The organism is Clostridium sp. YIM B02555 (assembly GCF_022320955.1).
GTDB classification, from domain to species: domain Bacteria; phylum Bacillota; class Clostridia; order Clostridiales; family Clostridiaceae; genus Clostridium; species Clostridium saccharoperbutylacetonicum.
This window is the reverse complement of the sequence record NZ_JAKJJY010000001.1, coordinates 624,639-637,653: the sequence shown is the minus strand read 5'-3', so window position 1 is coordinate 637,653 and position 13,015 is coordinate 624,639. Positions and strand designations below refer to the sequence as shown.

The window sequence follows — 13,015 nt, the reverse complement described above, 5'->3', positions numbered from 1 at the left end:
ACTTAATGAAAGAAGGAATTATTTAATTTATATCCATATTTTATATTTTTAAACAATAATTTTTCAAATAGATAATATTTTTATTAACATTTCAAATTTTCTACTTATCAATAGATACTGCTTCCTTATTTTTCTTAAAATAATCATAACCAGAAATTAAAGTAACAACAACAGCTAACATAAGTGCTATCGTTGGTGCTATAGCAAAAAATTCTTTTACATAATGATTATCAATCACAAATATTTTCAAAAGTTTAGCCTCATGTATATTTACTTTTAACAATAGTAATATTATTGCAATTATCTGTATAACAGTCTTTATCTTTCCCCACCAGCTAGCAGCAATAACTCTTCCTTGTGCTGCTGCTATTGATCTTAATCCCGAAACTGCAAATTCACGTGCTATTATTACAATTGCAGCCCATGATGGTACAACGTGTAATTCTACTAACGAAATTAGCGCTGCTGTAACCAATAATTTATCTGCTAATGGATCCATAAACTTTCCAAAATTAGTTATTTGATTTCTGCTTCGCGCAATATATCCATCTAACTTATCAGTTAAAGAAGCTAAAACAAATATGAACGTAGCTATAAAGCTTCCATATGGTATATCTTTAACTGCTAAAAATACTAAAAAAACAGGAACCAAAAAAATTCTAATTAAGGTTAACTTATTTGCAAGGTTCATTGACAACAACTCCTACCAAATCATAATCCATATTTTTAACTATTTTTACTTTTACGAATTTACCAATATTAATATTCTTATCTGATTCAAAGAACACATTTCCATCTATATTAGGAGCCATTTCATAACTTCTTCCACAATATTTATTTCCATCATATCCCTCAACAAGAATATCATATATTTTCCCAATTTTCAATTTATTTATTTCTTCTGAAATATCTCTTTGTACCAACATTAATTGCTCTTCTCTTTTTTTCTTTATTTCTTCTAAAACTTGACCACTCATCTTTGCAGCTGGTGTATCTTCTTCTTGTGAATAAGTGAATACACCTACCTTTTCAAGCTTATACTCCTTAACAAAGTCTATTATTTCATTGAATTCTTCTTCCCCTTCATTTGGGAAACCAACTATAAAAGTAGTTCTTAAAACAATACCTGAAATTTTTTCTCTTAATTTATTTATTTTATTTAATATATCTTGCTTAGTAGTTTTTCTTCCCATAAGTTTTAGAATTTTATCACTTATGTGTTGAATTGGCAAATCTAGATATTTTACTACCTTCTCATTATTAGCAATTTCATCAATTAGTTCTTCATATATTTCTTCTGGATAACAATACAAAACCCTAATCCACTTAATTTTTTCTATTTTAGATAATTCTTTCAGTAATAAGTGAAGACTTTTCTTTCCATAAATATCATTACCATATAATGTTGTATCTTGAGCTATTAATATTATTTCTTGTACTCCATTTTCACTTAAATCTTTTGCTTCATTTATAATGTTTTCCATGCTTCTACTTCTAAATTTTCCTCTTATTTTAGGAATTATGCAATATGTACAAAAATTATTACAACCTTCTGCAATTCTAATATATGCACTTTCTTTTTGAGTTGTAAGAATTCTTTTCCCCTCATTAATATTCTCATCTGAATAATTTAAAAGTTCTGAAGCCAGCTTATTTCCTTCTATAAAATCTGTAATTAATTCATTTATTTTGTTATAATCATTTACTCCAAGCATTATATCAATTTCAGGTATTAACTTTCCTAATTCATCACCATACCTTTGTGTTAAACATCCTGTAGCAATAAGCAATTTACATTTATAATTTAATTTATAATCTGCCATTTCTAAAATTGTATCAATAGACTCTTGTTTTGCACTTTCTATAAATCCACATGTATTTACAATAATTATGTCTGCATTTTTAGGATCATTTGTGATTACATACTCATCACTCATCTTGCCTAGTATTATCTCAGAGTCAACTCTATTTTTATCACAGCCTAAACTCACCATTCCAACTTTATATTTATTTAAAATATTATCATTTCTTTCTTGCTCGTTTATTATTTCTATTTTACTTTGATTCAAATTCTAATCCTCCTGTATTTTAATAGTTTATATTATAACAAAATAAAATTGCATTTTACAAGCTAATTATTATACTATAAACCATATTAATATCCGTATTATATACTCTATAAAAAAATTTACATAAAGTTAATTATAATTTCATATATAATTCAAATTTCTAAACATTTAATTCTCATCATCACTGCCATCTTCCATTAATTGTTGTCTACTAACAAGTACTTGTCTTGGCCGACTACCATCTTTTTCAGATATGATTCCTCGTTCTTCTAATTGATCCATGATTCTGGATGCACGATTAAATCCTATTCTAAACTTTCTTTGAATAAATGAAGTTGATGCTTGACCATATTCTACAACAACATTTATTACTTCACTAAGCAATTCATCAACTTCTTCATCTTTCTCATTTGGATCTGAAGTTTTAGAATCAGAATTATTATTTATGTGGTCAATTATATCTTCTTCGTAATTAATATCTCCTTGCTCACTTTTAATAAATGAAACAACTTGCTCAACTTCCTCTTCTGATATAAAACACCCCTGAACTCTAAGTGGCTTACTTTCTCCTACTGGATAATATAACATATCTCCTTTTCCCAAAAGCTTTTCTGCTCCTGATCCATCCAAAATAGTTCTTGAATCTATTTGTGATGAAACTGCAAAAGATATTCTTGATGGTATATTTGCTTTAATTACTCCAGTTATAACATCTACAGATGGCCTTTGAGTTGCTATAACTAAATGCATACCAGCAGCTCTAGCCATTTGGGCCAATCTTCCAATATAATCTTCCACATCATTAGGACAAACCATCATAAGATCTGCTAACTCATCTACAATTATAACTATATAAGGTAGCTTTTGTTCGATTGCCCCTTTATTATATAGTTCGTTATACGACTCCATATTTCTTACTCCAGAATCCGCAAACAGCTTATATCTATTAGTCATTTCATTTACTGCCCAATTTAAAGCTGCAGCCGCTTTTTTGGGATCTGTAACAACTGGTATAAGAAGATGTGGTATTCCATTATAAACATTTAATTCAACCACTTTAGGGTCAACCATAAGAAGTTTAACTTCATCTGGATTATACTTATATAATAAACTTATTATAAGTGCATTTATACATACACTTTTCCCAGAACCAGTGGCCCCTGCAATTAGCGTATGAGGCATTTTGCACAAATCTCCTACAACACATTTGCCAGAAATATCTTTTCCTAAAGCAAAAGCTAAATTTTTCTTTGAGTTTATAAATTCATCATTTTCTAATACTTCTCTCAAAAATACTGGTGTTTGTTTTCCATTCGGCACTTCTATACCAACTGCAGCTTTTCCTGGAATTGGGGCTTCTATTCTTATTCCTGAAGCAGCAAGCCCCAAAGCTATATCATCAGATAAATTTACTATTTTGCTTACTTTAACTCCAGGACTTGGTTGAAGTTCAAACCTTGTAACCGATGGTCCCTTTGTTACTTGAGTAACTTTAGCATCAACTCCAAAATTAGATAATATCTCCTCAAGTTTATTAGCATTTTCTATTAATTCTTTTTTATCACTGCTATTAAGCTTTGTATTTGAATTTAATTTTAATAACTCAAGACTTGGATGCTTGTATTCTCTTTGTTCCTTCTGCTCAGAAATATGCTCCTGTATTTCTTTATTAACAACATCTTTAACATCATTATCTAACTTTTCTTTTTTATGTGAAATATTTTGTGAACTCTTTTCTACAAAACTTTCTACTTGAATGTCTGATGAGATTTCAGACTTCAATTCTGGCGAAAGCTCATTATTTTCCTGAGAATTCTTCATAAAGTCTAAAATTTTTATTTTCTTGTCAACATTAGATAAAAAAGTTTCTTTTTCATCTTCTATTTTATCTTTATTCTCATTGTTATCTACTATATTAATGAATTCTTCATCTGCAACTTGATATTCATTTTTTTCTTTAATCCTTTTACTTCTAACATTTCTTAATTCTTCACCTTTATTGTAAGCTTTTAGCCCTAAATCATATAATGTGATATCAAAAATCAAAATAATTGCAATAATTGAAAATGTAAGAAGTATGACATAAGTTCCTAATGCCCCAATAATCTTATTAAGCGGATAACATATAATATAAGATAATATTCCTCCATGCATAGTTTGATTATCATCACTAATTATTTGCTTTATATTTGCAAAAAAATCACTTGACTCACCTATAGTTTGAATATTTATAATTCCAAAAGTTAACATAATAACAATTACTAAAATAGTAATTCCCCAAAAACTTTTTTTAATCTCAATATTACCTCTTGTTTTTATATATTGAAATCCAAAATATATAAGATAAAGAGGTAATGCATTAGCACCTATTCCAATTACTGCATACGATACTCTTTGGGCCAAAATAGACAATATACCTGCTAAAGAAGTATATATTGCAATTCCTAATATTATTCCAGTAGCAATATATACTATACCAACAATTTCAGGATTTACTGTATTTTCTTCCTTTTTATTTTTTGTAGTCCTATTTTTCCCTTTAGTCCTGCTCAAAACTTCATCACCTCTTATTTATGTTTAAATATAAATATCTACTCTCCTTTAATAAGATAACACTAAAAACAAAAATCGGCTATAGATTTTTTCTATAACCTTTAAAATACTCCTATTTTTCTATAAGTTCATTTAATTTATCTAATGCTTCATGTACTCCTCCAACTTCATCAATCAATCCACAATCAACAGCTTGCTTTCCAACTAACATTGTACCCACATCATTAAGTAAATCATTAGTTTTGAGCATAAATTCTTGCAATGTTTCTAATTTGATTTTTGATGTTCTCACAATAAAATCATTTATTCTTTCCTGCATTTTTTTAAAATATTCAAAAGTTTGTGATACCCCAATTACAAATCCATTCATCCTTACCGGATGTACAATCATTGTTGCTGATGGAGTAATAAATGAAAAATCAGCCGATGTTGCAAGTGGTACCCCTATGGAATGCCCTCCACCAATTACTATTGATACCGTTGGTTTTGACATGCTGCGGATCATTTCAGAAATAGCAAGCCCTGCTTCCACATCTCCTCCTACAGTATTTAATACTATTAATAATCCCTTAACTTCTTCATTTTGCTCAATATCAATTAACTGTGGAATTATATGCTCGTATTTTGTAGCTTTTGTTTGAGGTGGAAGAACTGAATGTCCTTCTATCTGCCCTATTATTGATAAAACTTGAATTCTCTTATTAGGATTTGCCAAAGCCATATTACCAAGTTCCTTTACATCTTCAATTTTATCCTGTACCTTTGTTTTATTTTCATCTTCTTTTTCTATATTATTGTTATTTAAATTATATTCCTTCATAAATAAATACCTCCTATACTTTTTTTATTCTTTACACTAGGAGGTATTTTATTCATTATTGTAATAAATAATAACTAATTAATTTATCTTCTACAACTTAAAAGTTTTATGTAAGACATTTATAGCTTCCTTTTCATTTTCAGAATGCACCAGACACCAAATTGTCATATGTGAATCTGCTGTTTGCAATACTTCAATATTATTTTCGCTTAAAGCTTTTATAATCTTTGCCATTACCCCTGGTATTCCTTTCATTCTTGAACCAATAACTGCTACTTTGCTACAATTTTCAATCAAGGTATATTCTAAATTAGCAGCTTCTAAAACATCTTCTAAAATATTTTTATCATTTTGAGTTATAGTGAAAATTTGCTCTTTAGGGAAAATATTTATTAAATCTAAACTTATATTATTAGCTGCCACTAAATCTAAAACATTTTTATATTTAGAATTACCTTCATTATCTGTTGCTCTAATCGAAACTTGGATTCTGTTCTTTTGGCTCGTTATTCCTGTCATCAATCTATCAGTAGCCTTATCTCCAAAATTATTTATAAGTGTTCCTTTGCAACTATTCATTGTATTCTTAATAAAAATAGGTATATTTCCTTCCATCGCAATTTCCACTGCCTTAGGGTGTATTACAGTTGCTCCCTTATCAGCTAATTGAAATACCTCATTATAACTTATAACATCAATTAAATTTGCATTTTTAACAACTCTAGGATCAGCTGTCATAATACCATCAACATCAGTATATATTTCAATAGCTGCTGCTTTTAATGCTACCCCTAAAATTGATGCTGTAGTATCACTTCCACCTCTTCCGAGGGTAGTAAAATATCCATTTTCAGTAATTCCCTGAAATCCAGTAATCACAGGAACCCTTCCTTGTGATACTAAATCTAAAATTTTCTTAGGTGTAGTTTCAATGCAATCAGCATCAGTAAAATTGCTATCAGTAAATATACCTGCTTGCCCTCCAGTAAGTGGTATAGCATCAATTCCAGAATTAAACAATTCTTTGCTCATAACCACAGAGCTAATTATTTCTCCACAGCACATAAGTAAATCTTGCGCTAATTTATTTGTATTTTTAAATTTATCATCAATTAAGGATAATAATGTATCTGTAGCATAAGGTTCACCCTTTCTTCCCATTGCTGATACAACAACAACAGGACTATACCCCTTTTTAATTGCACCTTCTACCTTTTCAACAACTTTTTTTCTGTTATCTTCAGTAGAGACTGAAGTTCCTCCAAATTTTTGTACGACTATTTTCATTGAATTTCCTCCCAATTACAGCTTAACCTTCTTTATTACATCCTCTTCTGCATCTAGAATAATTGTTTTAGCACCAATTTTTTTTACACAACTCCATGGAATTTCTAAAAAATCCTTACTGCTAAAGATATTAAATTTCCCACCATTTAAATTAACTATTAAATATTTAAAGTTTCCATCATCATCTATTATCAAATCATTATTAAGTAAATAATCATATTTTTCCCCATCATTAACATTAATCAGTTCATATCTTTCTATGTCACTTAAATATTTTATCTTATTTTCTTCACCCATAAAAAAACCTCCTTTATAATACTCATAAAATAATATGAGAAAAAGAGGTTAATTATTACATAATTTTTTATAACTTCTGTTTACCACTAATATCAGAATTATCATAAGCCTTAACATTTTTAAGAATTATAGAGTCCAATTTAGTATATTCTACATCCTGGCCAACATAAGCTGCATTTAAAATTCCATTATTAAAACACTTTTCTAATACATATTGAATATCATCTTTACTTATATTATCTATTTTCTTAATAACTTCTTCTTGTGTTTTTATCATATTTCTAAAAAGAAAAGTTTTTGCATTTGAGAACATTCTAGAACTAGTACTTTCCAAACCTAAAATATAATTTGCTTTAATTTTCTCTTTATTTATCTGAAACTGCTCATTAGTTATTCCATTTTTACTAAATAACTTTATTTCTTTATCTATAACTTCTAATGCCTTTTCTCCATAGTTTCTATTTAAGCCAGCATATATATTTAATGTACCGACTTCTTGAAATGGCTGTAAATAAGATGCTATAGAATAACACAATCCTAATTCTTCTCTTACCTTTTGAAAGAGGATAGATGAAGCTCCATTACCAAATATATTGTTAAGAAGAACTAACGCATAATTATTTTCATCTCCATAAGGTAACCCTTGTGACCCCAAAGAAATATGAAGTTGTTCAATTTCTTTTTTAACATAAGCAGAACCAACTTGAATCTCTGTTTTTGAATATTCAGGTTTATATTTGTTATCATTTTTCCACTCGCCAAAGTATTTATTAAGTAAATCCTCTAGTTCTTTATCATCAAATTTTCCACAAATTGATATTACAGAATTAAATGGAGTATATTTTTCATCAATGAATTTTAATATTTTTTCTCTTGTGAAGGATTTTACTAAAGGTATAGTTCCTAAAATAGGATATCCCAATTCATCTTCATTAAAACACACCTTAGAATGTGCATCATCTAATACGTCTTCAGGGGAATCTTCACTCATATTAATTTCTTCAACTACTACTCCCTTTTCTTTTTCTATTTCATCCGGATCGAATTTAGCATTTAACATTATATCTGAAAGAATGTCTAAAGATAAATCCAAGTGAGTATTTAATGCTTTAACATAATAGCATGTAGCTTCCTTACTTGTGAAAGCATTAATTTGCCCTCCTACATTTTCTATTTCTTCCATTATTCCTTTTGAGGTTCTTTTATCAGTTCCTTTAAAAAACATATGTTCAATAAAATGAGATATTCCATTAACTTCTTTGCTTTCATTTCTAGACCCATTTTGAACCATAACTCCAACACTTACAGAATTAAGATATTCAATTTTTTCAGTTACGACTCGTAATCCGTTTTTAAGGGTATATGTATTATACATTTTGTACTTGCCCTCCTTTTTAGTTAAAAAAAAGGCAATTTAATGCCTTTTACTTTTCATCTTTATTTTCATTATCTAATAAAGCATCTTTTCTTGAAAGATTAATTCTTCCTTGATTATCAATTTCTGTTACCTTTACAAGAATTTCGTCTCCAATAGAAACTACATCTTCTACTTTATTTACTCTTTCATTTGCTAACTTAGAAATATGAACTAATCCTTCCTTGCTAGGTAAGATTTCAACAAAAGCTCCAAATGTAGTTATTTTAGTAACCTTACCTAAATAAACTTCACCAGCTTTTACTTCTTTTGTTAAGCCATCTATTATCTTAAGAGCTTCTTTAACACCTTCATGGTCAGTTGAGCTTACAAATACAGTTCCATCTTCTTTTATGTCAATCTTAACTCCTGTATCTTGAATTATTTTATTAATTACTTTTCCTCCAGCTCCAATAACATCTCTTATTTTGTCAGGATTTATGTTCATTATTTGTGTCTTTGGCGCATATAATGAAACATCTTCTCTTGGAGCAGACATACATTCATTAATTTTATCTATTATAGTAAGTCTTGCTTTTCTTGCATCTCTAATTGCATTTTCAACTACGTTAAAACTAAACCCTTGAAGTTTTGTATCAACTTGAATAGAAGTTATACCTTCTGTTGTTCCAGCTACTTTAAAATCCATGTCTCCAAAGAAATCTTCTATTCCTTGAATATCTGTTAATACTGCTTCTTCAGATAAATCTTCTGATGTGATAAGTCCCATTGCAATACCTGCAGCTGGTCTCTTAATTGGCACACCTGCATCTAATAATGCTAGTGTTGAACCACAAACTGATGCTTGTGAAGTTGATCCATTAGAACTTAAAACTTCAGATACTAATCTAATTGTATAAGGGAACTCTTCTTCTGAAGGAATTAATGGTTCAAGTGCTCTTTCTGCTAAAGCTCCATGACCAATTTCTCTTCTTCCAGGTCCTCTTAAAGGTTTTACTTCACCAACACTATATCCTGGGAAGTTATAGTGATGCATATATCTCTTTGATTGTGCTTCATCTATTCCATCTAATATTTGAATTTCACTTATTGATCCTAGTGTTGCTACAGTCATTACTTGAGTTAATCCTCTTGTAAACAATCCTGTTCCATGTGTTCTTGGTAAAATACCAACTTCACAACCTAGAGGTCTTACTTGATCAAAAGCTCTTCCATCTGGTCTTCTCTTTTCTTTTAAAAGCATATGTCTTACAACTTTTTTCTGCATAGTATATAGAATTTCTTTAATATCACCCATATTATCAGGATATTTTTCAGCAAACTCTTCAGTAACTTTTTCATACACAAGATCTATAGCTGCATTTCTTTCATCTTTATCCATTATATACATTGCATCTTTAACCATATCTTGTGCAAATTCTTTAACTTCTTTTTCTATTCCTGCATCTACAGCATATAATACTGGTTCATCCTTCTTCTTGCCGAATTTAGCCATAGCTTCTTCTTGGAATGCTATAATCTTTTGGCATTCATCGAAGCCATATTTAATAGCATCTATCATTTTATCTTCTGGTATTTCTTGACCACCAGCTTCAATCATCATTACTCTTTCTTTAGTAGCACATACTGTTAAATGAAGGGTGCTTTTTTCACGTCCTTCTGTATCCGGGTTTGTAATAAATTTTCCATCTATAATTCCTACTTGTACTGCTGCTGTTGGGATTGTATAAGGAATGCTTGAAAGACATAATGCTAGTGATGCTGCATTAATTGCTAAAATTTCTGGTAAATTATCCTTTTCTACTGATACAACTGTAGTAACTACTTGAACATCATTTCTGTATCCTTTAGGAAATAGAGGTCTTATTGTTCTATCAACAGCTCTACCATTTAATATTGCTTTTTCCGATGGTCTTCCTTCTCTTTTAATAAATCCACCCGGAATTTTTCCTACTGCATATAGTCTTTCTTCATATTCAACACTTAACGGAAAAAAGTCTATACCTGTTCTTGGTTCTGGCGATGCATTAACATTAGTTAAAATCACTGTATCTCCATAACTAGTAAATGTTGCGGCATTTGATAACATACCCACTTTTCCGAACTCAACTTTTAATTCTCTTCCAGCGATTTCAGTCGTTAGAACATTATTCATAATTCTTGACCTCCCTTTAGGTTCATCAACTATTGTTGTTTTTTTGTTATTTTGGTAGTTTTTGTATATTTTAAAATAATAGAGCGGAACAATCCGCTCTAAAAATTATCTTCTTAAACCTAATTCTTTGACAATAGTTCTGTATCTTTCGATATCTTGATCACTTAAATAGTTTAAAAGACCTCTTCTTTGACCAACCATCATTAATAATCCTCTTCTTGAGTGGTGATCTTTTTTGTGAACTTTTAAATGTTCAGTTAAATACTTGATTCTTTCAGAAAGTAATGCGATTTGAACTTCTGGTGAACCAGTATCCCCTTCACTTCTTCCAAATTTCTTAATTATTTCTAATTTTCTTGCCTTATCCATTATAAGTGCACCTCCGTGTATTATATTAATTATCCCCTAGTACCAAGTAAAAAGATGGCACCTTTAAACTTAGAATTAGGTTCCATGAGTTATTATATCAAAAGTAACTATTATTGTAAACTATATTATTTAACTCGACACATAGTTTTCATTTTTTGCAAATGCTTTGTCTTGTTCAAGTTTATTTCTTAATTCTTCTAGGTTATTAAATTTTTCGTTATCTCTAATTCTTTTCATAAATCTAACATCAATCTGTATTCCATATATATCTCTATCAAAATCTAATATGTATGTTTCTACTGTTATTTTGTCACCATTTACTGTAGGATTATTTCCAATAGATGTAATGCTCTTATATATATTATTATTTACCTTAACATTAGTATAATATACACCACACTTAGGTAAAACAAAATTTTTATTGAATTTCAGGTTAGCTGTAGGGAAACCTATTGTTCGTCCAATTTTCTTTCCATGAACCACCTCACCTCTTAAGGAGTATGGTGTTTCCAACATCTTACTTGCTTCTAGTACATCGCCATTTTCTAATGATTTTCTTATTCTGGTACTACTTATTACTTCACCATTATATATATATGGCTCCATCACATGCAATTCATAACCATATTCATCTTGCAGTTCTCTTAAAAGCTCTACATTTCCTAAATTTTTATATCCAAATTTATAATTAAATCCTACAACAATTCCTTTAATATTATATTCAAATATTAAAAATTTTATAAATTCTCTTGGTGTCATTTTCATGAATTCAGAATCAAACTCTTGGAAACAAACTATATCAATACCATGCTTTTCTAAAATCTCAGTTTTTCTTTCATTATCCATTAAAAGTTTTAGACCATTTTCCTTATTTATAAGAGTTCTAGGATGATTTTTAAATGTAAAAACCATACTTCTACCATGATTTTTTTTAGCAATTTCTACTACCTTATATATTAATGAAAGATGACCTAAATGCAGTCCATCAAAACTACCAAGTGCTGTATAATTATTAAAATCCTTAATATACTGTAAATCTCTATTTATAACAATCATTATCCTTACTCCCTAATTAGGCATATGAAAGAAATTAGTAAACCTATGCTCTAAATTATATATTTTGTCCTAAATTCTAAATGAATATATTAAAAATATGCTGTGAAATAAACAGATATTTAATTCATACAGAACTGTTCAAAATGCCTAAAGCAATAATTTTTCAATTTTAAATCCATCTTCGTCTTGCTTTCCGATACCAATAAAAGTAGCTTCAGTATCATATACTCTATACAAAACATTTTTTTCTCTTTTTTCATTTGTTAATCGCTTATCAAATACTTTAACACCATTTACAAGCAATTTAGTAAATGTACTTTTAACTATTAATTTCGGATAAAATGCAAGAGCTTCTTCAATTGTAATAATATAATCTTCTATATTTTCTTTAGTTAAATCATCTATATTTATACTGTTCTCTTGCTTAAAAACAGAAGTCGCAGCTCTATTTAATTCTGTCATTGCAGCTCCAACTTTTAATTTTTCTCCAATATCATAACACAAACTTCTAATATACGTTCCCTTTGAACATTCAACTCTCATGGAAACATAAGGGAGTTCAAAATTCAAGTCAGATATATTAAAAATATTAATCTTTCTTGCTTCTCTTTCAATTTCAATTCCTTGTCTTGCTAATTCATAAAGCCTTACTCCATCTTTCTTAAGTGCAGAATACATTGGCGGTACTTGATCATATTCTCCAACAAAAGACATAATTACCTTTGAAACCTCATCCTCATTAAGATGTTTGGTATCATTTTTGTCTATTACTTCACCCTCTAAATCATATGTAGTTGTTTTAATTCCAAGCAAAAATTTAACTTCATATACTTTATTACTATTCATTATATAATCAATAGTTTTAGTGGCTCTTCCTAGACATACTGGTAACACTCCTGTTGCTTCAGGATCAAGTGTACCAGTGTGACCAACTTTCTTTTCATTAGCTAAACTTTTTATTTTCCTAACTACATCAAACGATGTCATTCCTTTATTTTTAAATATGTTTAATACACCATTCATATAATGTTCCG

Annotated in this window: 11 protein-coding genes; all 11 read right to left on the bottom strand. The window is 29.1% G+C overall.

Annotated features, from left to right (window positions below; all coding sequences use genetic code 11):
• Nucleotides 1-100: 100 nt before the first annotated feature.
• Entirely contained in the window at nt 101-691 is a 591-nt protein-coding gene (gene pgsA / locus L3B98_RS02860) for a CDP-diacylglycerol--glycerol-3-phosphate 3-phosphatidyltransferase (RefSeq protein ID WP_015391448.1), read from the bottom strand.
• Nucleotides 675-1,994, bottom strand: coding sequence for a 30S ribosomal protein S12 methylthiotransferase RimO (gene rimO / locus L3B98_RS02855; RefSeq protein ID WP_173696486.1), 1,320 nt, complete (start codon nt 1,992-1,994; stop codon nt 675-677). Before rimO ends, pgsA begins: the two co-directional genes overlap by 17 nt.
• 243 nt (nt 1,995-2,237) lie before the next feature.
• Nucleotides 2,238-4,622, bottom strand: coding sequence for a DNA translocase FtsK (locus tag L3B98_RS02850; protein WP_238915523.1), 2,385 nt, complete (start codon nt 4,620-4,622; stop codon nt 2,238-2,240).
• A 112-nt stretch (nt 4,623-4,734) separates the two neighbouring features.
• The gene (locus L3B98_RS02845; protein ID WP_015391445.1) at nt 4,735-5,442 is read right to left on the bottom strand and encodes an ATP-dependent Clp protease proteolytic subunit; all 708 of its coding nucleotides are present in this window, start codon (nt 5,440-5,442) and stop codon (nt 4,735-4,737) included.
• A gap of 90 nt (nt 5,443-5,532) precedes the next feature.
• Nucleotides 5,533-6,729 (bottom strand): aspartate kinase, encoded by a 1,197-nt coding sequence (gene dapG, locus L3B98_RS02840; RefSeq protein WP_238915522.1) that lies wholly within the window; start codon nt 6,727-6,729, stop codon nt 5,533-5,535.
• Nucleotides 6,730-6,744: 15 nt separating this feature from the next.
• Nucleotides 6,745-7,026, bottom strand: coding sequence for a YlmC/YmxH family sporulation protein (locus L3B98_RS02835; RefSeq protein ID WP_015391443.1), 282 nt, complete (start codon nt 7,024-7,026; stop codon nt 6,745-6,747).
• Between the two features lie 67 nt (nt 7,027-7,093).
• Nucleotides 7,094-8,401 carry a pitrilysin family protein gene (locus L3B98_RS02830; protein ID WP_238915521.1) on the bottom strand — a complete coding sequence of 436 codons (1,308 nt, stop codon included), beginning with the start codon at nt 8,399-8,401 and terminating at the stop codon, nt 7,094-7,096.
• 49 nt (nt 8,402-8,450) lie between these two features.
• Complete coding sequence (locus L3B98_RS02825; RefSeq protein WP_238915520.1) at nt 8,451-10,556, bottom strand: polyribonucleotide nucleotidyltransferase; 2,106 nt, start codon at nt 10,554-10,556, stop codon at nt 8,451-8,453.
• Between the two features lie 105 nt (nt 10,557-10,661).
• Nucleotides 10,662-10,925, bottom strand: a complete 264-nt coding sequence (rpsO, locus tag L3B98_RS02820) for a 30S ribosomal protein S15 (protein ID WP_015391440.1) — start codon at nt 10,923-10,925, stop codon at nt 10,662-10,664.
• Between the two features lie 129 nt (nt 10,926-11,054).
• Nucleotides 11,055-11,981 (bottom strand): bifunctional riboflavin kinase/FAD synthetase, encoded by a 927-nt coding sequence (locus tag L3B98_RS02815; RefSeq protein ID WP_238915519.1) that lies wholly within the window; start codon nt 11,979-11,981, stop codon nt 11,055-11,057.
• A 147-nt stretch (nt 11,982-12,128) separates the two neighbouring features.
• Nucleotides 12,129-13,004 carry a tRNA pseudouridine(55) synthase TruB gene (gene truB / locus L3B98_RS02810; RefSeq protein WP_238915518.1) on the bottom strand — a complete coding sequence of 292 codons (876 nt, stop codon included), beginning with the start codon at nt 13,002-13,004 and terminating at the stop codon, nt 12,129-12,131.
• Between the last annotated feature and the right edge of the window lie 11 nt (nt 13,005-13,015).

What these genes read in the sequence shown, in the direction of transcription:
- truB (WP_238915518.1), bottom strand. Translation starts at nt 13,004, where the DNA reads ATGAATGGTGTATTAAACATATTTAAAAATAAAGGAATGACATCGTTT.
- L3B98_RS02825 (WP_238915520.1), bottom strand. Translation starts at nt 10,556, where the DNA reads ATGAATAATGTTCTAACGACTGAAATCGCTGGAAGAGAATTAAAAGTT.
- L3B98_RS02835 (WP_015391443.1), bottom strand. Translation starts at nt 7,026, where the DNA reads ATGGGTGAAGAAAATAAGATAAAATATTTAAGTGACATAGAAAGATAT.
- pgsA (WP_015391448.1), bottom strand. Translation starts at nt 691, where the DNA reads ATGAACCTTGCAAATAAGTTAACCTTAATTAGAATTTTTTTGGTTCCT.
- rimO (WP_173696486.1), bottom strand. Translation starts at nt 1,994, where the DNA reads ATGGTGAGTTTAGGCTGTGATAAAAATAGAGTTGACTCTGAGATAATA.
- rpsO (WP_015391440.1), bottom strand. Translation starts at nt 10,925, where the DNA reads ATGGATAAGGCAAGAAAATTAGAAATAATTAAGAAATTTGGAAGAAGT.
- dapG (WP_238915522.1), bottom strand. Translation starts at nt 6,729, where the DNA reads ATGAAAATAGTCGTACAAAAATTTGGAGGAACTTCAGTCTCTACTGAA.
- L3B98_RS02830 (WP_238915521.1), bottom strand. Translation starts at nt 8,401, where the DNA reads ATGTATAATACATATACCCTTAAAAACGGATTACGAGTCGTAACTGAA.
- L3B98_RS02845 (WP_015391445.1), bottom strand. Translation starts at nt 5,442, where the DNA reads ATGAAGGAATATAATTTAAATAACAATAATATAGAAAAAGAAGATGAA.
- L3B98_RS02815 (WP_238915519.1), bottom strand. Translation starts at nt 11,981, where the DNA reads ATGATTGTTATAAATAGAGATTTACAGTATATTAAGGATTTTAATAAT.